The following is a 26,448-nucleotide window of genomic DNA, read 5'->3' on the forward strand; positions in this document are numbered from 1 at the left end:
GGATCATACCGAATTCTTGGGGGGATACTTTAAGCATACAATTTCATTACCCGATATAGGAAGAATTTAGTATCTCTGACACCTCGGAATACGCTTCTGAAAGCTTTCAATTTAGCATTGAAAGATTCGGCAGAGGCATTGGTACTCTTGTTATCAAAGTAATGCAGGATATTGGGATGATGTGCCGCAATAGATCTGGCCACGCTTTGGAAAGATGCTATTCCGGAATTTTCCACCTGATTGTGCCATAGGCCGAGTTTGGTAAAAGCGCCCTCTTTACTCTTGCATTTATTGAAGATATCTCCCAATGCTATCCCCAGATCATATGCCTTTTTAAGTAGGGGAAAGCGTAAGAAAAGCAGCTCTGCACGATGTTTCTGGCTTTCTGTCCATCTTGTAGGATGCCTGAACAGCAGATGTCTCGACCTGGCCAGGAGCTGTTTGAGCGTATCCCCGTTGGGTAGCAGCTCAGGATCGTAGGGAACACCCTCCTTACGTGCCTTTGCGATCTTCCTGCTTTCATCATCCAACACTTCCCAACGGTATCTGATGCGCAATTCCTGAACGGCATCATAAGCAAGTTTCTGTACATGAAACCTGTCTATCACCCGTCTGGCGTTCCTGAAACATCGACGGATTGCCTTTGCCATATTGGGAGCCATATCCATAGTAACCTCCCTGACCCTGTTCCTCATTCTCAAAGGGATACGTTCCAGGGCATGGATGATATCTTCCGCCTTTGTTCCCCTAATGGTCGCCAGCACGGTTCCTTTTCTTCCTTTGGCGGCTTTGCTGCTTACAATGGTATAGAGTTCGCCATTGCTGAAACTGGTCTCATCGATACTCAGCTTTTCTGATATATTCCCCGGGAACACGGTCCAGTGTTCAGCATGGGGTTTCTGGTCCCAGTCATGAAAGTCGCTAAGATGGTTCTTATATTGTTCCTGAAGCTGTTTGCCATCCAACTGGAAGAAAAGCCCTAAAAGATGGGCACTGATGGGATAGTTATCCAAATATCCCCTTTAAAAAAAGCCCGAATTCCGTAGTCATTCGAGCGCCCTGGCGAACCAGGTTCCAGTCTCTGGTAATGATTTTCCCGCTTTCCAGAACCAGCCAGCGTCTTCGTCTAATATGAAGGGTAACTTTCTGACCGCGAATAGGAAAGTCTTTGATCTCCGAAGGTGGCATAAAGCCTTTTGATTCCAATTGGACACTTTCATATCCAGATGGGGCGATATTCTTTTCATCAAGGTGGATCTGGAGCCCTTTGTCCTTCTGGACTACTTCCATGATATCGAAATAATCTAATAGCCCCTCGGGCATTAATAAAGTCAAAAGTTTACGTTCGGCGTCTTGCAAGGTATATATTCTTTAATAACGCTAAACTAAGAATTATTTAAATTTCCCCCCAAGAATTCCACTTGATCCTTAATTTCTATATTTGCAATCTTTCGTTCCAGTTCTCTTTTTATCTCCTGATAGTCATTTGCTTCCATGTTATCGGTTACTAACAACTCCCTAGCCTTGCTCATTCGGGCATTCAACTCATCAATTTGTCCAAGTATTAAATCCCAACATCTATAGCAACTTAAAATTTCAATGGCTTAAATACTTTTTAGAAAGAGTAACAGTGTTAAAGAATATGGAATATCATTGTGTCTTAATCTTATCTCTATGCTTCAGTCCAAATTGAATTAAAGCGTCAAGGACAAGTCTTGTTTCAGAGGCGTGTTTTGTAAGTGTATAAGAAACTGTAACGGGTTTTGTGTTATTAACGGTCCGTATAATCAGTAAGTTTTCTTCCAATTCCTGCAACTCTTTTGACAAAACTTTCGGTGTTATACCCGTAGCCCTTTCTTGTAAGTCTTTAAATCTCATTGTTTCATAGGCATGTAAATTATGTAGAATACAAAATTTCCATTTACCCCCTAATAACTGAATGGCGTCTTTTAGAGCCAATATTTCTTCTTTTTTAACATCACTTTTTTTGTCTCTCATAAATATAGTCACTTTCCTAAAGGTAATGAATAACAAATATAAAGTAAACACCCCTTACTTTTACACCCAAATAAAATATCAAAAATGAAAGTTACATTAATAGCGAACATTTCGGTCAATGGAAGAGTATTGCTTTCTGATCATCCTCACTATCAATTACCACCAGAAGCAATGAATTTTTATTTAGAATTTGCAAAGCAGGCAGGAAACCTTGTTATAGGATTTAAAACCTTTGAGAATTTTCAGAATTTCCCCAAGGAAACAAAAGCTCTTTTTGAGGGGATAGAAATCGTGGTATTATCTAATGTGGTAGCCACGACAGAAGATTACAAAATCGTCAATAGCCCTGAAGAAGCAATTGACTATATGAAAGCAAAGGGCTTACACGAAATCGCAATTGGCGGTGGAACTGGCACGTTCAATGCTTTTATTGACAAAGATTTGGTAACGGATGTTTATTTAAATATTAACCCTATAATCACCGGAACTGGGGGAATATTAGTAAATAGCAATGAATTGAATGCTAATTTTCAGTTTAAAGAATATGCGTATAAAGATGGATTTATACGCCAACATTTAACCAGGTCGTGACCAGAAAATAGAAGAATGTAATAACGCTTGTTTTTTCGTAGAATCCAAGTCTTAATTGCCAGAAATGAATATTTTCAACATGTAGTACTAAAAATAATTTTTGGTCATCAGAAACCTTTCGATTGCTGATTTTTGTTAATTCCCCACTGCTTATTGGGCGCTTTACCGAGTTTAAACGCTAATTCTCCCCCATTCATCAACTCTTCATAGGTGATGTAATTTCTTGTTAAGGAAGCACCATTAAGCTGTATTGACTGAATGTAAGGGTAATCATCAGGCGACTGATCGCATCTTACTTTCCAAACTTTGTTATCCGGAAGATGAATTTCATAACGCTGATAAAGAGGGGTAGTTAACGGGTATTCTCCAGCGATAGGATTCACTGGATAAAACCCCAAAGCCGCAAAAACGTACCATGCAGACATCTGGCCAGCGTCATCATTGCCACTTAAACCGCCCGGCCCATCGCTATATTCCTCATTTAGAATTTGACGCACTCGCTCCTGTGTTTTCCATGGCGCATTCGTATAATTATAGAGGAATGGAATTTGATGACCAGGCTCATTCCCGTGCCAATAGCCCCCATTAGCAAACAACTGATCAAGGCTCTTTTCTAAAACCTGCTGCCCTCCCATCAGTTTAGCTAAGCCAGGTATATCTTGGGGCACATAAAAGGTATATTGATGAGGGGTTCCTTCTGTAATGTAGGGCTCTCGCGCCTCTCCATGAAAGGGTTTATACCAAGAGCCATCCACATAGCGCCCCCTGACCATTCCAACCTGTTTATCAAAAACCAGTTGATAGTTCTTGGCGCGCTTTAATAATTTATCATGATCCTCAGATTTCCCCAAAGCCTTGGCAAACATAGCCAATGCATAATCATCGTATGCATATTCCAATGTTCGGCTTACCTGCTCCTTTTTATGGAAAGCGATAGGCACGCTATCTTCCATAGGGATATAACCATATTTTAAATAAGATTGTAATCCCCGTCTACCCTTTCCTTGATAATAATCTAAAGAATCGGCTACCACAAATGCATTTTTGTACATTAGACGATAAGCTTCTTGCGCATCGAAATCTCTTATTCCTTTTAAATAAGCAGAAGCGATAACCGAAGTGGCATGATCACCAATCATCGCTGCCGTATAACTATTCCAGCATGGAAATATGGGCAACCAGTCGCCTTGCCGGCCTTTATCTACAAGAGAAGAAACCAAGTCATTCACTAACGTAGGTTTTAAAATTTCGAGTAATGGTATTTGTGCACGATAAATGTCCCACATCGAAAAATCATCGTAATAATCCCCTTTACTGGTTCTGAGCTTATTCTGCGAAGCAAATGCAGGATACTGACCATCCACATCACTAAACAATCTAGGGTGTTGCATAGCGTGGTATAAGCTAGTATAAAAAACACGCTTTTGCTGATTAGTAGCCTGTTCAATCATTACTTTGCCCAAAGCAAGCTCCCATGCTTGCTTTGTCTTTTGCTGAATACCTGAGAAATCCCAGTCAGGAACCTCGTTCACCAAGTTTTTATACGCGTTTTGTGCGCTTGTAAAAGACGTACCCATCTTTATATGGAGACGTTCACCTTTTTTAAGATAAAAACCGAGATAAACGCCTACATTTCCGTCTCCTATCACCTTTTTCGATTGGATAATCTTACCTTCTTTAAAAACGCCATTGATAGTTGTTTTTCTATCAGTAACCATGTAAAGGTGTCCATCAAACCCGGCGTATTCTCCCGATCCTTGATAAATACGATGTACAGGATTGGTTCCGATTACTGCAGCCTCATCATTTAACGTTAATTCACCTGCTTCTTCATCACTATTAGCATTTATCAACAAATAGACACTATCAGAAGTCAGCGCAGTTATTTGTATCATTCCCACTCTTGCGCTTCCTGTCATCTCAACCTTCAAGTTGTAGCGGTCTAATTTAACCTTGTAGTGAGCGGGACTACTCATCTCATTATCATGGGTAAAAGTACTTTGCGGGTCTTTTAAAGCCAATGCTAACGGCCCGCTAATGGGCATAACACTGAAACTCCCATAATCTTGTGTACAAGAACCACTTAACCAATGTGTACCGCGAAAACCATTAATAAGTGAATCGGTATAATAATAAGGTGCTATACATTTCCCTTCGGTTTTTCTTGTTTGAGCAGTCCACTGTGTCATAGCAAAGGGCGGAGCCACAGATGGAATTGTATTAGCATATTGCTCGGAACTAGCTTCAATATGCTTCTGAGACGCTGAAGTGGTACTTGCAGCCGTTCCTGCCATTGGTTGTACATAATTTACCAGCGATGCATCTTCTTGGGCAAAACAGGGTGAGCTACTTATAACAGCTGTTAAGAAAATATAAAAAAAATGTCGGATCTTCATGAGAATAGTCTGTAAATAATCGATTCCTTTTCGGGATATGGCTAGGTGATATTATAGGTTATCTTTTTGTTATTGGCCTTATGTTTTCAATTAAACAACATTATGGCTTATTAAAATATTTATAGATTAATGGATATACTTGAAACAATTATTATGCATTAAGAATTAGTAATTATTACAAATGTATTGATACTTGCTATCTGTCAAAGTAATGTTTATTATTTTTTTACTTAATCGTTTTCGCAGTAGAATTTTTTAGATGTTGTTTGAGAGAAGCAACATGGTATTCACTTTATAATTCGGCAAAATTCTTAAAAAAGGAAAATAACTACTACCTTTGCGACCGTTATTTTTACAAGCATCGCAAGGTATGACTTACGAAGAAGCGATGATCCAGGTGCGGATAAGCTTGAATTGAGGCTCCGCAGAATACATTCATTTATGTCAAAACCTAATCCATTAACGATTAGGATATTTAAAATTACAAGCATGCTAAATTTAGTTTTATTTGGTCCTCCAGGAGCCGGAAAAGGCACACAATCTCAGAAGCTCATTGAAAAGTATCAACTGATTCACCTATCTACGGGAGATATTTTGCGTGGAGAAATCACCCAAGGAACCTCACTTGGCATCGAAGCCAAGAAATTAATGGACGAGGGTAAGTTAGTCCCTGATGAAGTTGTAATTGGCATGATCAGTAACAAACTAGATAACAACAGTGACGCCAAGGGATTTATTTTCGATGGTTTTCCGCGTACCGTTGCACAGGCAGAAGCGCTTGATTCCTTATTGGCTTCTAAAAAGGCTCAGATTTCGGGTATGATTGCACTACAGGTAGAGGAAGCAGAGCTAGAAAAGCGTTTGCTATTAAGAGGAAAAGAATCTGGCCGCCCCGATGATGCAAATCCGGAAATTATAAAAAAGCGCATCGTTGAATATAACAGCAAGACAGCTCCAGTAGCTAACTATTATGAAGAACAAGGGAAGCTCAAAAATATTAATGGCGTAGGTTCGATTGAAGAAATATTCAGCAACATATGTCAAGTAATTGATAATTATAAATAGTACTACCAATCCATGGCTCAGGGTTCAAATTTTGTTGATTACGTTAAAATCTGTTGCCGTTCGGGTCATGGAGGGGCGGGTTCCGCACACCTACACCGCGATAAGCATACTGCTAAAGGCGGTCCTGATGGTGGAGATGGCGGAAGAGGTGGCCATATTATACTTAAAGGCAACAGCCAACTATGGACGCTTTTACATCTCAAATACCGTAAACATATTATTGCCGAACAAGGAGGCCCAGGTTTGGCAGCGCTTCAGCATGGTAAAAATGGAGAGGATGAGATCTTAGAGGTTCCGTTGGGAACGATTGCCAGAAATGCGGAGACAGGCGAGATCCTCTTTGATATTACCGAAGATGGCGAAATAAAGATCCTTACTGCCGGCGGCCGTGGCGGACTAGGAAATTGGCACTTTAAAAGTCCTACCCAACAAACACCCCGTTTTGCGCAACCCGGTGAGCCAGGTAAAGAAGAATGGATGATTTTAGAGCTTAAAATTTTGGCTGATGTGGGTCTCGTGGGCTTCCCAAATGCCGGAAAATCAACGCTCTTGTCGGTTGTTTCCGCAGCTAAACCTGAAATTGCTGATTACCCCTTTACTACTATCGTACCAAATTTAGGCATTGTATCTTACCGTGATAATAAGTCATTCGTTATGGCAGATATACCAGGCATAATAGAAGGGGCTTCTGAGGGGAAAGGTTTGGGGTATCGTTTTTTACGGCATATTGAGCGAAACTCCGTGCTGCTTTTTATGGTTCCTTCAGACACGAATCGAACTATTGCAGAAGAATATCAGATATTACTCCATGAACTCACTGCTTATAATCCGGAGCTGCTAGACAAACCGCGCTTATTAGCGATAACAAAATCTGATTTATTGGATGAAGAGCTCCAAAACGAAATGGAAAAGGAGTTACCTAAAGACATCAAACATATTTTTATATCGTCTGTTGCTCAAAAAGGAATTTCTCAGCTAAAAGACCTTGTTTGGCAAGCTATAAACAGTTAGTTTTTATTATTTTAAATAAACACTGAAAAATACAACGCAACACTATTCTCGTCTGTAAGATTTGGACGTGCCATCTTTATTAAATTCTATAGCGTATTTTTGTCTTGAACCATCAATTGTTCGTGGGTACCAAGTTAATTTCCCACCAGAGAAGATTTTTCTATTGTCGCATCAATCGTATACTAAACAAATTATTTCTTTCATCCTTAGCTTCTAACACCAATCTTTTTCTCTTTGATAAGTGCAGCAGCTTATTTAATTTCTTAATATCTTTTAACAGATCTTCAGACGCAATACCATTAATTCTTTCAACAATGGCTTCCTCCTTAATTTTCCCCCTCATGCTAGGCGAAATCGAAAACTTAACTCTCAAGTGCCCAGCATGATCGAATCCCATCATTAGCCCTCCAAGGATAAAATCTTGTGGGTAATTAAAAGTATGATTAGGTGATAAATAGATTACTTTCTTTAAGAGATCTATTACAAAATTATAACGACCGATGAGACGGGCACCTATCGAGCCATCGGCAATGGTTTTCCAATTTCTATCAAGGTTTTTTGTATCCATTAAATTTATTGGAATATTTTCCAACGGCAAATTTGAGCCTAAAGTGAGGCCGCTAGCGATTCCTCCAAAAGCAGTTGAAGTTACGCCCATGCTTGTAACAAGACTGGTATAAAGTGGCCTGAAGCCATTTGTTAGCAGATTATTCGCTACTACAAAGGATGGGAATACTAATAGATTATAACGAGCTCCTGTATCAAAGAAAAAGCTTCCCCGTACATTTTTACGTCGAGCGATATTCAATTCTACCGGTAATAATATATTGCCTGGGACCTTAACAGGTATAGCAATAGCATTTTCTTCGGGTTCATAATATCCAAAATCATACAATGACAGTTCATTTTTATCATAATTCACTTTTACGATAAAGCGTTTGGTTAATGTATTGCCAATAATACCGTCTGTGCGTTTATGATAATCATTAACAAGTGCAATGCGTTGGCCAGTTAAAGCCAACTTGCCTAGATATACCGTATTTTCTGTAGATACATAAGCCTGCCTATGCCCCCCTAATACGGTGACTTGTTTCGTTTTATTAGCGACTATACCTAACGAATCGGCTAAATCTTTAGATAAAACCATGCCGTCGGCACCAGTGTCAAACAATAACCGCACCATACGCTTATGGCTATTCAAGGTAACTTTTAATATGATTGCACCATTATCATTCTCAAAGGGAATTGTAATTCTATGCTTAGCAATGACACTTCTATCCATGCCAAATAACCTATCAAACTGTTCAAGATAAAGTATGCTACCACCCTTATCCAATACCATATCGTTCGTATCTAACAATTTGTTACGATTATAAAAGCCAATTTTTACGAAGGTTAAATCACGCTTTTGCTGTATAGAGATTAAAGCTATTGAGTCGGCAGGATAGTTTTTTAGTATTTGTTTGAGCATTCCATCTGTCGCATTCATATGGTATGCAGCTATACTAAAATCTGTAGAAAGAAGTGGCTTGAGTGCTGCAGGATTTTTGTATTTAAATATTTGGTTAAGAGCGGTTAAAGCTTTCCTAGCCGATATCTTTTCTTGCGCAATTAGTTGTGGAACATTGCCTAAAAAAACGAGTAATGCAGCTACCAATATCCTACATGTAATAATCATTTACAGCATCTAATGGTAAAGATCTAAACGCCCAATATGGGACTAACTGATCGCAAATATAGGTAAACGTTGCCTTAGTAATGCAGGAAATGGTGAATTCGTTAAAACACCTGCTTAATACTTTTGATTTTGAATTTAAAAATTATTAGCTCTTCTCCTCGCCTAATTAAGAGAGAAACTTCCTTCTTAGGCCGCTGCAGTGCTTTTTTATATTTTGCAAAATCCAGACTAAAGTCGCCGTTCACAGCTAGCAACAAATCATCCTCCTTTAACCCTGCTAGCGCAGCGGGCGAACCTTCCGCAACTCCTCCAACCTCAATATTACCTTGGATAAGTTGCAGATCTAGTCCTGAATAAGCGTAGTCAAAACGATCCCTAAAACTGTTGTTAGGTGTGAGGTGGATATCTCCCTTGGCATAGTTATAAATAATGTTAAAACGTCTAAAAATATCATTACCAATAAGCCCCCCTAAATAGGGGTATGATGTGACATCAAAAACATCATCAAATATTAAGGTGGGAACGTGTTTAAATTTATAAGGACCGAATTTTAGTTCTTTTATTACGGTAAGGTCCATTTGAATTTTTCCGCCCAAACCATGCCCCTCTTTTGGCCAAAGTTTTCTATTCCACGCCAATAAACTACTATCCTCAACAAATTCCTTCGAAAGCATCACACAAACCCCTGCGCCAATGTCATGTAAAAACCGGGCATTAATCGGCCTTTTATCTTTTAGTGAAGCTCCGTGCACAACTAAACTTTTAATATTAGGTTTCAACAGAAAGCCTCCTTTTGGATATCGTATTGTACCCTTAGAGCAGATTTCTATGACACTTTCATCATAATTGATCTTTATGATATATCTGCTAAAGAGAGAGTAACCGATAATGCCATCTACCCTAATGCCATATACACTGGATAAGAAAGAATAATCATTAATATGAAAATTTAAGCTGTCTACCGTAAACGCTGGAAAATTAAGGTGCTGATTATAAAGAAAGCTAACCTGCTTAATGCCCGCTACCCCCCTTATTCTTACAGAAGTTGGCGTTGGGTCTAACCCTAAGTATACAACTGTTGATGAATCGAGCGAAATGCCACCACTTCCTGTATCCAGAATAAAATTAAGAGAATCGATCTCATTGTTCAAAGTAGCCTGTACAACTACTACTCCTCCTGTTAAGGTCTTAAACGGTAATTTACAGAGCACCTCTGATGGAGATGGCACAATTTCCTCTTGCGCAAATGTAGAATTGTGCGAAACTATCAAATAAGTTAAGCATACAAAAGCAAGGAAGATGCGCATTTTAACAAGTATTATAATCGGTTAAGATAAAGTTAAAAATAATCAACCATTATCCAAAAAAAACAGGCCAATAATCGGGGAGATTAGAGGCCTGTTTAACCAATTATAAACCTAAATTATGAAAGCACAAAATTAGCAATAAAAATTGAAAAAACAAATATTACCAAAAGACGCGTATCTTTTTAAAAAAACGTAAAAAGATAAATGTCTCATAAACAGTTATAAAATTTTAAAACCAACTGATAAAGTATAGATTCCTGTTTTTTGCTCGAGCCCTTTGTTTAAATCCGTGAAGCCTCTACTATAGCGCGCATCAATTGTGATGCTCCCTAAATCGACTCCTGCATTCAATACACCTCCAAGGTTGAACTTTTTAAAATCAAGATCTTTCAGTTGATTCGGTTCGCTTAAGTTATAATTTAAGTCGGGCCCGATCGAAAGCCTAAAATTTAGATTTTCTGTATCGATTACTTTATACCCTACCATAAGCGGTACGTTAAGCTGATTAAATTTAGGATCGAATTTTTTACCTTGGTGCTCAAACTCTCCTGAAAAATGCACAAAGTTAATTTCAGGCTGCAAAAATATTTGATGACCAATCCTCGCGAAGGCGCCGGCCGAAAAACCTACCTTACCTGTTTCCTCTTTCAGCTCTTTTAATCCAGAAGGCAAATTAGCATAATTGGCTCCTGCCTTGATACCAAACGTCAAACCATCAGTTTGTGCTTTCGTCACTCCATTTACAGCAATCATCATTAGAAGAGCTGCTGCGAACATTTTGAACATTTTCATAAAATATTTTAATTTTAATTCTTAGCTAAGACAACTCAGAATGTCTTCCCCCTATCCATTTTTTTTTTATTTTCGCAAGTATGGCAAAACTCATCAACATTAAATCGTTCCAAGAGTTTCTAAGGTCTGGTACAGCAGGTGGAATCATACTAATACTATGTGTACTTATCTCTCTCTCTATTGCTAATTCCGGCTGGAACACTGCTTTCAATCAATTACTGGAAACAAAAATAGGCTATCATTCAACTGCGGTCCATCTTGAATACCCCATCATACTATGGATTAATGACGGATTAATGGCTATATTCTTTTTGCTTGTAGGTTTAGAGATAAAACGCGAACTTGTAGAAGGTGAGCTAGCCACTATAAAAAAGGCCAGCCTGCCGGTATTTGCAGCTATTGGAGGCGTTATTGTGCCGGCTTTGATTTACTTTTCTTTTAATAAGGGGACGGAATTCGAAGGCGGCTGGGGTATCCCGATGGCAACTGATATTGCTTTTGCCTTAGCTATTATTACGCTATTGGGAAATAAAGTACCTTCTTCTTTAAAGATATTTCTTGCTGCCTTGGCTATTGTTGATGATCTGATAGCCATACTCGTCATAGCTGTTTTTTACTCTTCCTCTTTAGAATATACTTATTTAATGTACGCAGGTTTAATATTTATATTGCTACTGCTTTTCAACAAGTTCGGAGTAAAGAACCTAGCCTTTTATATTATTCCGGGATTGTTCATTTGGTATTTTATCCACCATTCCGGCATACATGCCACTATTGCCGGCGTATTAACAGCATTCGCATTACCCACCACTCCCGATGCTACGGAGTCGCCTTTAGAAAAACTTGAACACCTCTTAGTTAAACCCGTAAACTTCATCATCATGCCTATATTTGCATTAGCCAACACCAATATTACCTACGAAGAAGGCATGCTAGAAGGATTGTTTACGCCGTTAGGGCTTGGCATAGCATTGGGTTTAATACTTGGCAAACCAATCGGTATAACAGCTCTTTCGTGGATCGCTGTAAAACTAAAAATAAGCAATCGTCCAGCGGGAGCCAAATGGAAGCATATATTGGGTGTCGGGATGCTAGGGGGGATTGGCTTTACGATGTCAATTTTTATTGCTTTGCTATCTTTTGCTGATTCTCCCCACATACTTTCGGAAGCTAAATTCTCTATTTTAACCGGCTCCGTGTTCTCGGCTATGTTGGGTAGTTTCCTACTATCAATGTCTACAAAAGAAAAAAAGAGAACAACCTGATTTTTTTTAGCTGATTCTCAACCGGTAACAAAATAAATGAATTTTATTTTTTGAAATACAAAATGGTTATCTATCTTTGCAGACCGAAAAACGGATAGGAAATCGGTAAAAACAATAAAAGGCCCGTTCGTCTAGGGGTTAGGACGTTAGATTTTCATTCTAGAAACAGGGGTTCGATTCCCCTACGGGCTACATAAGGAGACAAAAGATTCAAAACCTGCAAATTAAACATTTGCAGGTTTTTTGCTTTCATTCGATTTTTTTATTTTCAATCGCTGAATAAAGCATTTATGCTTATTTATTAGGGATTAAGAGAGACTTTATTAGCTTTTAAAGCAGTATAAATGGTTTTAATATACTCTTAAATTATTTTAATTTTTGAAACAACTATAAAAGCTGTAGATGGATAGTGCATGATTCTTGTACAATCTTTTAAACCTTTTATTTGGAAGAAGGCGAGAATTTTGTTATCTTACGAAAAACAGCTATGAACATTTTTGAGCTTTTAGATACATTCTCTTGGATCTTCTATGTCGTTATCGGGATATTTTTGTTACGCTTTCTGGGGTTATTTTTCACAGTGAAACAGCAAACTGCCGTGATCATGGAACGGTTCGGCAAGTTTCGGGATATACGTCATGCTGGATTTCAATTCAAGATTCCTATAGTTGATAAGATTGCCGCCCGCCTTTCACTTAAGATCCAGCAATTGGATGTTGTCGTTGAAACAAAAACCCAGGACGATGTTTTTGTTAAACTAAAAATTTCGGTCCAATATGTTGTCATTAAGGACAAGGTTTACGAAGCCTTTTATCAGCTGGACAATCCTTATACGCAGATTACATCCTATGTTTTTGACGTCGTACGGGCAGAAGTTCCAAAACTTAAATTAGATTATGTTTTTGAAAAAAAGGACGATATCGCTGTTGCTGTCAAGGGTGAGCTTCAGGGAGCGATGAATGATTACGGGTACGATATCGTAAAAACGTTGGTCACCGATATTGATCCCGATGAACAGGTAAAACAGGCTATGAATAGGATAAATGCAGCAGAACGGGCGAAAGTCGCTGCACAATATGAAGGAGATGCGCAGCGGATACTTACTGTGGAAAAGGCCAAGGCCGAAGCGGAAAGCAAGCGCCTGCAAGGTCAGGGTACCGCCAACCAACGCAGGGAAATTGCAAAGGGATTGGAAGAGTCGGTAAATGTTCTGAACAAGGTGGGCATCAATTCGCAAGAGGCCTCGGCCTTGATCGTTGTTACACAACATTACGACACCCTACAGGCAATGGGGACCTTAGGCAAATCCAACTTGATCTTACTTCCTAATTCACCGCAAGCAGCTGGTGAGATGCTCAACAATATGATTGCCTCCTTTGTTACCGCCAACCATATCGGAAATGAAATGGAAAAGAAAAAAGAGCAAGACGAGTAACAATGTCAGATATTTTAATGTATTTGATTTCTTCGCAAATCTCTCGTTAACCTTGTATTAGCAAATATCTGACAGCTCTTGTGCTTAAAATAGCCTCAGCAAGAAAGTTTAGACATTCATTATTTGATGAAAAGGGGCTTTAGGTATCCTCTATTATTTAATTGACATACCATTATTTAGCGTTCTCCAAGCAGTTAAGCTAAATATGTCAATTGCCATCGTTCTTAATTTCCAATCTAACTGGATTTGCTAAGGATGACAGTGGGATTTTTACCATTGCTATAAAATAATTATATGTATCAACAGAATATTCAAGCTTCCCTAAATTATTATACGCGAAGGCCAGTCTCTTGCTTATATTGTCTAAACCAGCATTATATCCTTCGACTTTTTTGTTACTGCTTATTACATTCTTCGTTTTTATATAAAAAACATCGTTCTCGACGTACAGTTCTATCGATCCTTTATTTCCAGGTGTGATCAAGTCACCATGCTTAAACATGTTCTCTGCTAAAGTCAAGAGCACTAGCGGGATTATCTCCAAATAGACAACTTCCTTTGAGTAATGAAGGCTTACCTGTAGTTCGCTATCGAACCTAAGTTGGTTCAAGTAAATCAGATGTTCAACTTGTCTAATTTCATCTGAAATCAATACAAACTTTTTTTTGTCGAGATCGTCCAAGCTATAACGTATCATTTCCGTAAGAACTGATATAGCCTTTGATCCCCGCTCAGAAGTTTTTTTTGTTTTTCTTTGTAAGAAATCAAGCAGGTTAAAAAGAAATTGTGGATTTATTTGTGCTCTAATGTATGCATAGTCAGATTTAATCAACTCCTTTTCAATATTTTTTTTCTCCATAGCACTGAGGAAATGCTGTCTTTCAAGATCAATGTTTTGTTTATTCTTAGCATCAGCTTCTCGAAAAAGATAATAGGCAGAAGCCGGAATGGCAAAATAGATAATTCTCCAAAATGATCCGGCATAATAATAGGTATCCAGTTTAACAATCGATACAAAATTTGTTCCCGAAAAATGGATAATAATTAGTCTTACAGCGTGGACAGCAAAAACATAAGCAAAATATTCTAACACCATTAAAAGTATCAGCATAAAGGCTTTATTCTTCTGCTGCTTCAAAGCAAATGGAAGAACCACTAAAGCATGACAATAGAAAAACAGAATAATTTTAATATAGACTAAGATGTAGTCACCAAGCATACCAAACCGTCCTGATATAAACGCGGGCAGTATAATATCATAGATTAAAAAAATGGTCCATCCAATAATGTGATATTTCTTCTTCTTTAAAGAACTAGCAACTCTATTCATTATCTGGTTTTAACATATTTCTATTTATTTGCAGCTCTATTTTAATCTCCAACGATAAAAGCAATTACGTTACTTGCCATAATTCTTCATTCAACTACTTGTTGGTTCTATATATGCTTTCATAGGGTTTGCTAAAACACCAATTGGAATTTTAATTTGGACAACAAAGTAGTTATGCTCATCAACAAAATATTCTAGGAATTCAGAATTACCATAGGCCAGTGCAAGTCTCTTTTTTATGTTTTCAAATCCTAGGTGGTATTCGACCTCGGGTCTATTATCCTGAATCGAATTGATTGTTTTAATATGAAAGACATCATCCTCCACATGTAAATTTAATGCCGCCTTACTTCTTAAGCTAGTTAGATCTCCGTTCTTAAACAGGCTTTCTACTAAAGTCAAAAGAACTAACGGAATTATTTCCAGATGCATAACTTCTTTAGAGTAATTAAAATCTATCTGTAATTTGTTGTCAAATTGAAGTTGAAATAAGTAAATAAAATTTTCGACTTGTTCAATCTCATCAGACACCAAAATAAACTCTTCTTGTAATCCCCCCAAACTATACTGCATCATTTCTGAGAGACCAAGTATAGCTTTGGAGGTTTCTATTGAGGTAGTTTTTGTTTCCTGATATATAAAGTTCAGTAGGTTAAATAAAAAATGAGGATTAATTCGTGCCCTGAGATAAGCGTAGTTCGATTTGATTAGCTCCTGCTCCATATCTTTTTTTTCTATAATATCTAGAAAACGGGTTTTTTCAAGCGCCATATTTCGTCTATTCTCAACATCAAGTCGCCGAAGAAAATAATAAGTGGTGGACAAGGCGACAAAATAGAGAAATCTCCAAATTGTTTCAGCAAAAGTTTTAGGATCAAATGTACGGGTCGATATTAGACCCAATAAGCTAACTGAACGGATAATTAGAATATGAGAAATGCATTCTAATACTATTATAAAGCACAGAATTACAATCCTATTTTTCCGCCTGCTCAAAGCATACGGCAGAACAATTAAAGCGTGAATGTAAAACGTTAAACAATGTATAAGATAAAAAGTGACATAATCTCCGAATATACCAAACTTACCCGTCAAGACCGCTACTACTGAAACTTCGTAGGTCATAAAAAGAGCCCATCCAATAAAGTGAAGTTTATTCTCCTTTAAAAAGTCAAAAATCTTGTTCATCCGGCTAATCCTTTAATTTGTGTAGTGTCTTATTATGTCTGTGTAAAGATTTTCTCTAAAACATCGACTTACCCTAAATTAACGTCAAAAAGCCATGAATTATCAGAAAGTTAAAATCAAAAAAACAACTATTTTTAAGTTCAAACAACTTAAGATAAAAAATTCACTTCCAGTTCAAGGAGTCTCTTCGACAGATGCAATTATATACCAACCGAAACAAGAAAGCACTTAAGGCAAATCCTCATACTTTAGTAACTACTTTTTTGGGTTAGCTATAAATAAAAGTGGAATGGCTCTAATTAGCCTATAAGTATCTAATAATCAAAATCTTCCAGTTTTTGCAGTTCTACTGTTAATGTATTCATTAAATTCATCCCTATAAGAAATTCCTATGGGAATAAGAAGTTTATGAGTCATCTTTATCCGATAATTTTCTACCTCTTCAATATGCTGTTTGGAAATAATAAAGGATCGATGAACCTGAATGAATTTTTCGTTAAGGAGTAACGTTTTCTTTATTTCTGACAGGGTTAAATAAACAACCAAAGATCCCTTAAGGGTGTGAATATTAATATAATTTTTGAGGCTTTCTACTGCAATAATATCATCGTAATGTACCTTCACAACATTCTGCTTATTTTCTTTCTCGGAAACTTTAACAAAAAAGAAATTATCTTGCTTATTTATTATGGGACTATTATTTTCCTTTTCAATCAATTTTGTGATTGCTGCAGCAAACTTTGGAAATGAGAATGGTTTCAATAGATATGCAGACGCTCCTACTTCAAATGCTTCGGAGGCAAATTCATTATAAGCTGTAGCTAAAACTAACCATTTAACTTGCGTTTTTATTGTTTTTGATAATGCCAATCCATCTAAATGGGGCATATTAATATCCATAAAAACAATATCGAATTTATTTTCACTTCCAGTAATCTCATTTAAGGCCAACACTGGATCGGTAAAAGTCATTACAAGCTCTAAATTCGGCATCTGTGCAATATAGTCTTCTAAAACTCCTATTGCGCTCCGTTCATCATCAATAATAACACATTTCAACATAGGCAAACATTTTTTTAAAAATAGAGGAAACTGTTAATAAAGCCAAAATCTTGTATAATTTACTTTTATTACAACCTTGTTATTTTACAGAAATAAAGCCCAGGCAACAATAATCACTATAATTATAACAAATTTGTCGCTTAAAATAGAAATTGTTTCTCAAAACCAATACATTAAGAAGAGGTATATTTATACCTATTGTTTATTTCCGAAAAATAAACTTTCTTTACTTCACAAACACCCCTATTTAAGCAAATAGGTACAAATAAAACGATCTTCTAAAGATAATTTAATTAATGAGCCCAAGCCAAGATAACATTCAGTTAGCTCACGCAGTAGCAACAGCAGTTGGTATAGATCCCCAGGTATACGCATACCATGACGATGATAAGACGAATACTTTACACATTCTTAATTGTAAAGATCCACTCGACGTAAACAATTACATATATTGTACAATAGGACTGTCTGATTTCCCCAATAATATAGAAATGAGCGATGGTTCGGAAAAAAACATTCCCGTCGAGCTATTACTAAGTGGAAATAATAGTAGCAATAAATGGGCAAATATATTATCTACTGTGGGTTTTCATATTACCAAAAACCAATGGAACTGCCAACCCGGTACTGTCTTTAAAAATATGGTGAACATATATCATCAAAATATAGCACTGAAACATCTACTTTTTGTAGAGCCATTGATGTGGCAAGAAAAATTGGATTCCATGAAACTTTCCGGTAAAAAAGTTTATTTTCTTCTACTGGTACCTATTTCAGATGCGGAGTGTAATTATCGGGAGAAACATGGTTTCGACGCTTTGGAACAACTCTTCATGAAGCACGAAATTGACATCACCAATCTTAATAGGGCATCGGTACTTTAACAATTCAAACAGGTAAACAAAGAAATTTGGGACATCCTATATTAGTCCTTTTTAAAGGATAATCCTGCTTCCTGCATTGCCACACGAAGTTTTGGAAGCGTACTAGGCCCCATACCATGTAGCTTCAAAATTTCGTTTTCACTAAAGGTAGCTAATTGTTGCAATGTTACGATGCCCTTCTGTTCAAGTGCCCGTTTTGCGGGGGCGCTAATAGTAGCTAAAAAACCTTCCTTTGGTCTATTTTCTTGCTCACAGACGGGACAAACGGGGCAGTCGCTGCTTTTATAATATTGATGTCCATTGCTACAAATACGAAGCGTCTTCTTTTCGTTAATCATATCAACTTTAAATTGCGTTATGCCTTTTTTGAACGCATCATCAGCAAATAAATAAATGTATCAAAACACCTATCATATATCACCTTTTTTCAGCTGTTCAACAGCAAAATTAGCAGCTCTCGCCGTCATCGCCATATAAGTTAAAGACGGATTAACACAACCGGAGGAAGTCATTGCGGCACCATCTGTTACAAAAACATTAGGTGCATCCCATACCTGATTATTACCGTTTAGCACAGAGGTTTTTGGATCTCTTCCCATACGTGCTGTTCCCATCTCATGAATTCCCTGTCCCATAGCAAAAGTAGCTCTATATTCGCTCACTTGCTTCACACCTGCCGCTTCCAACATTTCTCTTCCTTCTTTCACAATGTCATCAATCATTCGTTTTTCATTTTCCTTAATTTCGGCATCCATTGTCAACACAGGCAATCCCCATTTATCCTTTACATTTTTATCCAAATAAATTCTATTTTCATGGTAAGGCAAAATTTCGCCAAAGCCAGTAATACCCATTGTCCAAGTTCCAGGTTCACAAAGTTCCTCTTTAAGATTTATCCCTATGTTTAACTCGGCCACATCTCGCTGCCATCCTTCTCTGCTAGCGCCGCCTTGATAGCCAAAGCCTCTTATATAATCTCGCTTTTCACCCTTAATATTTTGAAAGCGAGGTATATAAACGCCATTTGCCCGTCGTCCAAAAGTATATTTATCTTCAAATCCTTCCACGATACCTCTCGCCCCATTACCAAGCGTATGATCCATCACATTATGTCCCAATTCGCCTGAACTGCTGCCCAATCCTCCTTCCCAGATATCCGTAGCAGAATTCATTAATATCCAAGCAGAATTCAATGCGGAGGCGTTGACGAAAATAACTTTAGCAAAATACTCATACGTCTGATTATTTTCCGCATCTAATACAGCGACACCTTTGGCCTTGCCGGTTTCTTTATCATAGATAATATTCGTCACGATCGACCATGGCCGCACCGTTAGGTTACCTGTTTTAACTGCTGCTGGCAATGTGGAGGTTTGTGTGCTAAAATAAGCACCAAAATTACAGCCATTGCTACATTGGTTTTGATATTGACAATTAATTCTGCCAGGAAGAGGCTTGGTAATATTGGCAACGCGACCAATAATCAAATTACGCTCATTATTATAATGCTTTTTTATTCTGGCCGCTACATCCTTTTCTACTACATTCAGCTCCATCGGAGGTAAAAAATCACCATCTGGTAATACGGTAATACCATCGCGATTACCACTAATGCCTGCAAAGCGTTCTACATAGCCATACCAAGGGGCCAGATCCTTATACCGAATTGGCCAATCTACTGCAATACCGTCTTTCAGATTAGCGTTGAAATCCAGATCACTTAAACGGTAACTTTGCCGCCCCCATATAAGTGACTTCCCACCTACTTGATATCCTCGAATCCAGTCAAAACGCTTTACTTCAACGTATGGGTTATCAATTTCATTTACCAAAAAATCCACATTTCCCTCGGTCATTGGCCAATAACGCTTTTGTATGGGATGTTCTTCGATCATGTGCTGGCTTCGATTGTTTCGGTAAGGATAATCCCAAATACTTTTAGACGCAAATTTGTAATCCTTTACGTGTTCCACATTCCGACCCCTTTCCAACATCAGCGTTTTTAAACCTTTTTCTGTGAGCTCTTTTGCTGCCCAACCGCCACTGATACCTGAACCGATAACGATAGCATCATACACATTGTTCGACATAATGATTATAATTTATTATAGTTCGTTTGTTAGTTTTATATTTAGTCCTTTTATTCTTAACAATGCCAACGTTAGCATAACTGGTTAAAAAAAACGCTCCGTAAATGACATTCCCTAAAAATTTGTAATTTAATACTTCTTGGTTTTGAAAAAGTTTTAGATATACTTCCTTTTCAAATATAAACATCCAAGCCAAATTAGAAAAATATTCAAGAATTTTATTTTTCGGGCAAACAACAAATCGGTTCTTTATAAATAATAATATACATAGATAGAGGTTTTTATAATCCCAATTTCATTTATCTATCCCATCCTCATCTTTTCTGTAAATGACTGCAACAATTCTTTATTTTGCATATCTAAATTGTATTTGATTTAAAATATGTTAAGCAGAATCATTTTCATCATACCTATTTGGATTTTATTGGATTTTTATTTCTTCCAATCACTCCGCTCTGTAACCAGTACCTTGCAGCCAGGTTCAAGACATATAATTCATTGGGCTTATTGGCTATTTGACCTATTGCTTATATTGGCTATACTTTACTTGATACTTATTAATCCAAAGTTGCTACCCAACAAATATATCTTCGTTCTGGTAGGTTTTGTGTTATTAACCATTTTACCAAAATTGCTGGTATTACCTTTTCTTTTATTGGAAGATATATCGCGGTTAGGTAGTTATGCCTTTCAGCATAAAGATCATACTGGTTTTCCGGGTCGCCGAAGGTTTGTTAGTCAACTCATACTCGGGATAAGTGCGATCCCCTTTCTTTCTATCATTTACGGCATGTCTAAAGGCAAATATAATTACAAAATTCATCGTCATACACTCCGATTTAAAGATCTGCCCGAAGCGTTTGATGGCTTTACCATCACGCAATTATCTGACATTCATTGCGGTAGTTTCACTGACCGTGAAGCTGTAAAACATGGTATTGACTTAGCAAACGCACAAAAAAGTGACCTGCTGGTATTTACGGGCGACTTAGTTAACAACGAGGCGATTGAACTGGATGAATGGCAACCTCTATTTGCACAGTTAACGGCGCCATTAGGTGTATTTTCTATCTTGGGTAATCACGACTATGGTGATTATATTACCTGGACCTCTCCAGAGGCGAAGAGTGCTAACCTCGATCGGCTCAAAGTGATGCAAAAAGAAATGGGATTCCGTTTACTTCTGGATGAACATGTCAAAATTGAGAAGAATAATCAGCACATCAACCTGGTAGGTATTCAAAACTGGGGGAAAAGCTTTGCGCAATATGGAGACCTTAATAAAGCCATGCTCGCTGTAGAGGACAACGCGTTCAATGTCTTATTATCTCATGACCCTACACATTGGGAAGCACAAACACTCCTTCATCCAAAACCCATTCACCTAACGCTGGCTGGTCACACGCATGGCATGCAATTTGGTATCGAAATTCCTGGATTAAGATGGAGTGCTGTAAAGTACATTTATAACCAATGGGCCGGACTGTATCATAAAGAGGATAAATACATTAATGTAAATCGAGGTTTTGGATTTATAGGCTTTTCGGGAAGGGTTGGTATCTGGCCGGAAATTAGCGTAATTACGCTGAAGAAAGCTTAAACGCAGCTCCCATACATTGCATGTATTTTACCGCCCTATCGTGCATTTTGTATATCAGCAAATTTTATTTATGTTTGTTTCACGGAAATGATGCCTTCCGACTGAACCGCCCTAAAAAAGCTGATGGCGTCTACTGAATAGATCTTTAGGCAGATATGCCTCTGATTTTTTGTAGACTATTAGCTTATATATCATGATAAATAAAATCTTTTCACTGGAACAAATTCGAGTTTTTAAGAATCTGTTAAGATGGACGGTGATTATTTTGCCTGTTTCCATTGTAATAGGAAGTATGGTTGCTTTTTTTTTATGGGCATTGAATCTTTCCATTCACTATCGTTTTGAGCATCCATGGCTCTTATATTTTTTACCTTTTGCTGGCCTACTTATTCATTTTTCTTACAAGCTTTATGGAAAAACTTCTGAAAAAGGCAACAACCTTATTCTGGATGAAATTCACACACCGGGAGGTGGAATACCGAAACGAATGGGGCCGCTTGTGCTGGTCAGTACTGTAATAACTCATTTGTTTGGGGGTTCAGCTGGCCGTGAAGGAACAGCTGTTCAGATTGGCGGCAGCATCGCTCACATGTTCAGTAAGTGGTTTAAGCTTGATACGAAAGAAACACGTATGCTATTAACAGCAGGCGTTGCCGCTGGTTTTGGTGCAGTATTCGGAACACCACTAACCGGTGCCATCTTTGCACTAGAGGTATTAACCATCGGACGCATACAGTATTTTGCCATATTCCCCTGTTTAATAGCGAGTCTAATAGGTGATCTCACTGTATCTGCCTGGCAGGTGCATCACACCACCTATCGCATCGACACCTTCGACATACCTAACTACTTTGAAACCTATTTTTCGTTAAATATCCTGCTTTTGACAAAAGTTGTAATAGCTTCCATCGCCTTTGGCTTGTCTAGTTTGCTGTTTGCACAAATGGCTCATCGCTTAAAAAAAATTTTCTTGAGCCTTTTTCGGAAAACCTGGATAATCCCTATAATAGGAGGGACTATTATTATCATTTTAACGCTTGTTTTAGGAAAACCCGATTATCTAAGTTTAGGAGTAGATGCCGAATATCCTGGAGCAATCACCATCCCTTCGGCGTTTAAAGAAGGCGGATCCGACACCTGGAGCTGGCTATGGAAGACGATTTATACAAGTGTTACCTTGAGCAGTGGATTTAAGGGAGGTGAAGTAACGCCATTATTTTATATTGGTGCCACGCTCGGAAACACGTTATCGTCTTTGCTAAATGCTCCAGTCGGACTTTTTGCAGCACTCGGGTTTATTGCGGTCTTTGCTGGTGCTACCAATACACCCTTGGCATGTACAATTATGGGTGTAGAACTATTTGGTGGGGAGTATTTGATTTATTTTGCCGTAGCATGTTATACCGCTTATTTCTTTAGCGGACATGCAGGGATTTATAGTGCACAGAAAATTTGGGCAAGGAAGGGATAGTGTTAAATGAGGCATGCCATATCAAAGTTGAGATGAGTTACCTACGCATTAACAGATAAGTAAGATCAAATCGTAACATGAACTTATGGGGCGGGTAGACTCAAATAAATCAGCAAACTCAGGCATACTAAAAACCAATCGACAGAAAATTAACAATAAATTAACATCAATAACATTCAAAGGTACTTTACCGCACCTATCTTCGCATCTTAGTTCAAAAATCATTAAAATCATTTAAGATGATACGCCTACATGTCACCATTGTATCCCTTCTTCTAATTCTGCAGACGGCCTACTCGCAAGAATCCAAACCATTAAATCGTCCTAAACTCGTAGTAGGACTAATGATTGACCAGATGCGTTGGGATTATCTTTATCGTTATTATGATCGTTATCAAGAAGGCGGATTTAAACGCCTGCTCAACGAAGGCTTTAGTAATGAAAACACCTACATCGATCACCTCCCTACGGTTACCGCCATCGGACATAGCTGTGTGTATACCGGAAGCGTTCCTTCTATTACCGGTATTACCGGCAATGAATTTATTGTCCGTGAAACAGGTAAAAACATGTATTGTGCCGAAGACAGCACCGTTCAGGGGGTAGGTACTTCTGGTAAAGGTGGACAGATGTCGCCTAAAAACCTGCAAGCTTCTACTATAACCGATGAGCTTAAATTAGCAACTAATTTCCGTAGTAAAGTTATTGGAATTGCCTTTAAAGATCGTTCAAGCATCATGCCTGCCGGACATTTTGCCGATGCCGCTTATTGGTTTGACAGCCAAGCTAACTGGATTACGAGCAGCTATTATATGCAAGATTTACCGAAGTGGGTAAAAAAATTCAATGACGAAAAAAGAGCCGTCAATTATTTAAAAGATGGTTGGAACACGCTGTATCCTGCAGATAGCTATGTACAGAGTAGTCCGGACGACAACCCTTATGAAGGACCGATGAAAGGCACTACGCGCCCTATTCTCCCAGTCAATGCCGAAACGTTAGAAAATAACGGTGCCCGTATTATTTATAGTACACCCTTTGGTAATGCCTTCGCCTTAGACTTTGCAAAAGAAGCCATCAATCAGGAGCAACTGGGCCACAATCCAGCTAATGTACCCGATTTCCTGGCTATCAGCTTGTCTTCTACGGATGCTATTGGGCATCAATATGGCGTAAATGCTTTAGAGGTGGAAGACATGTACCTCCGTTTAGATCAGGATATAGCCAAATTCTTGCAATTTTTAGATGAGAAGGTAGGGCATGGCGAATACACCTTATTCCTAACAGCCGATCATGGCGCTTCTCACAATAATCCTTTCTATATTGATCATAAAGGCAGTGGCGGGTATGTCAGCGACGAGGTATCAAAAAACCTTAACAAACAGATATTAACAAAATTTGGCACCGATCAGGTAATCCAAAGTCTTGAAAACGATCAGGTACATTTAAATCACGCGCTCATTGCGCAGAAAGGTCTAAACGAAGAGACTATCCGCTCTTTTGTTGTGGATTACCTTCGACAGGTTCCCGGTATAGCTTTTGCAGTCGACATGGACAAAGTAGGAAGTAGTTCGGTACCGCAACCCATTCGCGAGCGGATCATAAACAGCTATAATTATAAGCGCAGCGGTGTGATACAAATCATCTTCGATCCGCAGTGGAAAAATGGTTCTCCAAATCAAACCGGTACAGGCCATAGTGCATGGAACCCCTACGATGCACACATACCTCTGCTATGGATGGGCTGGGGAATTCCTGCTGGCAGTAGCAATAAAGTGGTCAGCATGTGTGATATTGCACCTACCCTAGCGGCTATGCTTCATATACAAGAACCTAATGGAAATGTAGGCAAGCCTATATCTTTCCAGAAAAAATAATGGAATAGTAAAAAGGTTTGTCAATGGAATAGTATTCGCTCTTCCATTGACAAACCTACTTTAGCTAATAAAAACAGCTATCGATGGCTTTTAAGAGATTAAACAGTCCAGCCGTACGGTATATATATGTTATCAAAGGTGCCATCTTCATATAAATCTACCAACGCATAGCCATTTTTAGTGGCATAACGATCTCCTTTCCACCAGTTACCGCTGACAGCACCATTACTGATGTAGGTTACACCCTGATATTTGACTTCATCATTTAAGTGAATATGCCCACTTAGAGCCAATTTTACTTGAGGATATTTTGTAAAAAGTGTCACTACACGTTCCGCATCATTTAATATGGCCCCCCCACCCAATTGATAACCTGTATCCGTTTTTCCAAGATGTCCTACTACCAAAGGAGCTGCCGACAAGATTGGTGCATGTGATAAAATAACGGTATGTTTTTCTTTATTTGCTTCCAAATCCTGCTCCAACCATTCAAATTGCGCGTCGTCTAGCTGGCAAGCATACCATTGTCCATCTGTACTGCGTGGCTGTATGCTATCCAACACGACAAAATGCCATCCTGATTGATCAAAGCTACGATAAGGTTTTTGCAGGCGCATCATATCCAGCGCATAATTCTTTCCATAAAGCGGATCTATTTTCTGACCGAAACCCCAGCAGTCATGATTGCCAATGCAATATTCGATAGGAAGACTATTTTCTCCCGTCATCAATTGATGCCAAAGTTTCCACTGCGTTTCTACCCGATCTTTTGGCTGCTTTAATGCGTCCATAATACAATCGCCCGTATTGATAATGAGTGTTGGCCGATCTGCCTGTGATTGTACATGGTGTAAACAACTGGCTAAGCCCTTTGGAGCATTTAACTCTGGTTGCATATGTACATCTGTTAAGTGGGCAAAACGTAAAGCACGCTTGGCTGTTCCCGCATTATTACCGTCCTCTGTTAACACATTAGCGAAGGCCGATTTCCCCAACAATAAGCCTGTGAGGCCGCCTATACTCAAATTTTTCAGTAATGATCTACGATTCATCTGCTTTTATTTTATGATCTATTAAACACGAAGGATATTAATAATTGTGCTCTTAGGATAAAGGCAAATTTATATGAGCCAATGTTAAGTTAATATGAAGATTTCTTTGTGTTTTCATCCCTTAATCGGCATTGGTAACCGATTAATACCATTAAAGAGGTTATAATGCATATATCAACTTAGTGAATCTTTATTTTATGGTTATTTTGTTACAAAAACTGACAAACATTTTACCATTTTCATAATACGCATCTACCAGCGGTTGGTGTGCAATTAAAAGAATAAGAGATATGATAAAAAAAAGAGAACACCCGTGCAAACCACCTTAAAGAAGATAGAAGCTTATAGACAACATT

23 protein-coding genes, 1 tRNA gene and 1 riboswitch are annotated in these 26,448 nt (G+C 38.2%); of the genes, 10 read left to right on the forward strand and 14 right to left on the reverse strand.

The window, feature by feature from the left end; translation table 11 throughout:
* Nucleotides 1-29: 29 nt before the first annotated feature.
* The 4 genes from BMY50_RS25050 to BMY50_RS25060 all read right to left on the reverse strand — a co-directional run bounded on the left by BMY50_RS25050 (nt 30) and on the right by BMY50_RS25060 (nt 1,998).
* A complete protein-coding gene (locus tag BMY50_RS25050; protein WP_202907815.1) occupies nt 30-1,013 on the reverse strand; it encodes an ISAon1 family transposase in 984 nt (327 codons plus the stop codon).
* Complete coding sequence (locus tag BMY50_RS25055) at nt 1,006-1,290, reverse strand: ISAon1 family transposase N-terminal region protein (RefSeq protein ID WP_238383730.1); 285 nt, start codon at nt 1,288-1,290, stop codon at nt 1,006-1,008. The genes BMY50_RS25050 and BMY50_RS25055 overlap by 8 nt, the downstream gene beginning before the upstream one ends.
* Nucleotides 1,291-1,385: 95 nt before the next feature.
* Nucleotides 1,386-1,532 carry a hypothetical protein gene (locus tag BMY50_RS28250; RefSeq protein ID WP_162276673.1) on the reverse strand — a complete coding sequence of 49 codons (147 nt, stop codon included), beginning with the start codon at nt 1,530-1,532 and terminating at the stop codon, nt 1,386-1,388.
* A 118-nt stretch (nt 1,533-1,650) separates the two neighbouring features.
* Nucleotides 1,651-1,998: a winged helix-turn-helix transcriptional regulator gene (locus BMY50_RS25060; protein ID WP_093331307.1), complete on the reverse strand. Its 348-nt coding sequence runs from the start codon at nt 1,996-1,998 to the stop codon at nt 1,651-1,653.
* A gap of 84 nt (nt 1,999-2,082) precedes the next feature.
* Between BMY50_RS25060 and BMY50_RS25065 the strand changes: the two genes are divergently transcribed.
* Nucleotides 2,083-2,589: a dihydrofolate reductase family protein gene (locus tag BMY50_RS25065; RefSeq protein WP_093331310.1), complete on the forward strand. Its 507-nt coding sequence runs from the start codon at nt 2,083-2,085 to the stop codon at nt 2,587-2,589.
* Nucleotides 2,590-2,696: 107 nt separating this feature from the next.
* Here the strand turns inward: BMY50_RS25065 and BMY50_RS25070 are convergent, their stop codons facing one another.
* Nucleotides 2,697-4,985, reverse strand: coding sequence for a GH92 family glycosyl hydrolase (locus tag BMY50_RS25070; protein WP_093331314.1), 2,289 nt, complete (start codon nt 4,983-4,985; stop codon nt 2,697-2,699).
* 489 nt (nt 4,986-5,474) lie between these two features.
* Here BMY50_RS25070 and BMY50_RS25075 point away from each other — a divergent pair, with 489 nt between their 5' ends.
* The gene (locus BMY50_RS25075) at nt 5,475-6,050 is read left to right on the forward strand and encodes an adenylate kinase (RefSeq protein WP_093331772.1); all 576 of its coding nucleotides are present in this window, start codon (nt 5,475-5,477) and stop codon (nt 6,048-6,050) included.
* Between the two features lie 12 nt (nt 6,051-6,062).
* The gene (obgE, locus tag BMY50_RS25080; RefSeq protein WP_093331318.1) at nt 6,063-7,061 is read left to right on the forward strand and encodes a GTPase ObgE; all 999 of its coding nucleotides are present in this window, start codon (nt 6,063-6,065) and stop codon (nt 7,059-7,061) included.
* Between the two features lie 160 nt (nt 7,062-7,221).
* Here the strand turns inward: obgE and BMY50_RS25085 are convergent, their stop codons facing one another.
* The 3 genes from BMY50_RS25085 to BMY50_RS25095 form a co-directional block, all read right to left on the reverse strand.
* Entirely contained in the window at nt 7,222-8,739 is a 1,518-nt protein-coding gene (locus tag BMY50_RS25085; RefSeq protein WP_093331323.1) for a retropepsin-like aspartic protease, read from the reverse strand.
* Nucleotides 8,740-8,840: 101 nt separating this feature from the next.
* Nucleotides 8,841-10,046, reverse strand: a complete 1,206-nt coding sequence (locus tag BMY50_RS25090) for a pepsin/retropepsin-like aspartic protease family protein (RefSeq protein WP_093331328.1) — start codon at nt 10,044-10,046, stop codon at nt 8,841-8,843.
* Nucleotides 10,047-10,265: 219 nt separating this feature from the next.
* The gene (locus BMY50_RS25095) at nt 10,266-10,838 is read right to left on the reverse strand and encodes a porin family protein (RefSeq protein WP_093331332.1); all 573 of its coding nucleotides are present in this window, start codon (nt 10,836-10,838) and stop codon (nt 10,266-10,268) included.
* 80 nt (nt 10,839-10,918) lie between these two features.
* On the opposite strand from BMY50_RS25095, the gene nhaA reads away from it, so the two are divergent.
* The 3 genes from nhaA (at nt 10,919) to BMY50_RS25110 (ending at nt 13,538) form a co-directional block, all read left to right on the forward strand.
* Nucleotides 10,919-12,103, forward strand: coding sequence for a Na+/H+ antiporter NhaA (gene nhaA, locus BMY50_RS25100; protein WP_093331336.1), 1,185 nt, complete (start codon nt 10,919-10,921; stop codon nt 12,101-12,103).
* A gap of 120 nt (nt 12,104-12,223) precedes the next feature.
* A tRNA-Glu gene (locus BMY50_RS25105) sits at nt 12,224-12,295 on the forward strand.
* Between the two features lie 295 nt (nt 12,296-12,590).
* Entirely contained in the window at nt 12,591-13,538 is a 948-nt protein-coding gene (locus BMY50_RS25110; protein WP_093331776.1) for an SPFH domain-containing protein, read from the forward strand.
* A 208-nt stretch (nt 13,539-13,746) separates the two neighbouring features.
* Here the strand turns inward: BMY50_RS25110 and BMY50_RS25115 are convergent, their stop codons facing one another.
* The 3 genes from BMY50_RS25115 to BMY50_RS28685 all read right to left on the reverse strand — a co-directional run bounded on the left by BMY50_RS25115 (nt 13,747) and on the right by BMY50_RS28685 (nt 17,118).
* Nucleotides 13,747-14,868, reverse strand: a complete 1,122-nt coding sequence (locus tag BMY50_RS25115; protein WP_093331341.1) for a sensor histidine kinase — start codon at nt 14,866-14,868, stop codon at nt 13,747-13,749.
* Between the two features lie 90 nt (nt 14,869-14,958).
* Nucleotides 14,959-16,056 (reverse strand): sensor histidine kinase, encoded by a 1,098-nt coding sequence (locus BMY50_RS25120; protein ID WP_093331346.1) that lies wholly within the window; start codon nt 16,054-16,056, stop codon nt 14,959-14,961.
* Between the two features lie 321 nt (nt 16,057-16,377).
* The gene (locus tag BMY50_RS28685) at nt 16,378-17,118 is read right to left on the reverse strand and encodes a LytR/AlgR family response regulator transcription factor (RefSeq protein WP_093331350.1); all 741 of its coding nucleotides are present in this window, start codon (nt 17,116-17,118) and stop codon (nt 16,378-16,380) included.
* A 296-nt stretch (nt 17,119-17,414) separates the two neighbouring features.
* Between BMY50_RS28685 and BMY50_RS25130 the strand changes: the two genes are divergently transcribed.
* Complete coding sequence (locus BMY50_RS25130; RefSeq protein WP_093331355.1) at nt 17,415-18,002, forward strand: suppressor of fused domain protein; 588 nt, start codon at nt 17,415-17,417, stop codon at nt 18,000-18,002.
* A gap of 41 nt (nt 18,003-18,043) precedes the next feature.
* Here the strand turns inward: BMY50_RS25130 and BMY50_RS25135 are convergent, their stop codons facing one another.
* Together BMY50_RS25135 and BMY50_RS25140 are read right to left on the reverse strand one after the other, a co-directional pair.
* On the reverse strand, nt 18,044-18,340 hold the full coding sequence (locus BMY50_RS25135; protein WP_093331359.1) for an RNA polymerase alpha subunit C-terminal domain-containing protein: 297 nt from the start codon (nt 18,338-18,340) through the stop codon (nt 18,044-18,046).
* A gap of 72 nt (nt 18,341-18,412) precedes the next feature.
* Nucleotides 18,413-20,092 (reverse strand): GMC oxidoreductase, encoded by a 1,680-nt coding sequence (locus BMY50_RS25140; protein ID WP_093331363.1) that lies wholly within the window; start codon nt 20,090-20,092, stop codon nt 18,413-18,415.
* A 382-nt stretch (nt 20,093-20,474) separates the two neighbouring features.
* Here BMY50_RS25140 and BMY50_RS25150 point away from each other — a divergent pair, with 382 nt between their 5' ends.
* The 3 genes from BMY50_RS25150 (at nt 20,475) to pafA (ending at nt 25,040) form a co-directional block, all read left to right on the forward strand.
* Nucleotides 20,475-21,692, forward strand: a complete 1,218-nt coding sequence (locus tag BMY50_RS25150; protein ID WP_093331373.1) for a metallophosphoesterase — start codon at nt 20,475-20,477, stop codon at nt 21,690-21,692.
* 74 nt (nt 21,693-21,766) lie between these two features.
* Nucleotides 21,767-21,832: riboswitch (Fluoride riboswitch) on the forward strand.
* Nucleotides 21,833-21,885: 53 nt separating this feature from the next.
* Nucleotides 21,886-23,163, forward strand: a complete 1,278-nt coding sequence (locus tag BMY50_RS25155; RefSeq protein WP_093331377.1) for a voltage-gated chloride channel family protein — start codon at nt 21,886-21,888, stop codon at nt 23,161-23,163.
* A gap of 239 nt (nt 23,164-23,402) precedes the next feature.
* Nucleotides 23,403-25,040, forward strand: coding sequence for an alkaline phosphatase PafA (pafA, locus tag BMY50_RS25160; RefSeq protein WP_093331381.1), 1,638 nt, complete (start codon nt 23,403-23,405; stop codon nt 25,038-25,040).
* Between the two features lie 98 nt (nt 25,041-25,138).
* On the opposite strand, the gene BMY50_RS25165 is transcribed toward pafA, so the two are convergent.
* Entirely contained in the window at nt 25,139-26,092 is a 954-nt protein-coding gene (locus BMY50_RS25165; protein WP_093331385.1) for a metallophosphoesterase family protein, read from the reverse strand.
* Nucleotides 26,093-26,448: the final 356 nt, after the last annotated feature.

This window comes from Olivibacter domesticus, from assembly GCF_900109575.1.
GTDB lineage: Bacteria > Bacteroidota > Bacteroidia > Sphingobacteriales > Sphingobacteriaceae > Olivibacter > Olivibacter domesticus.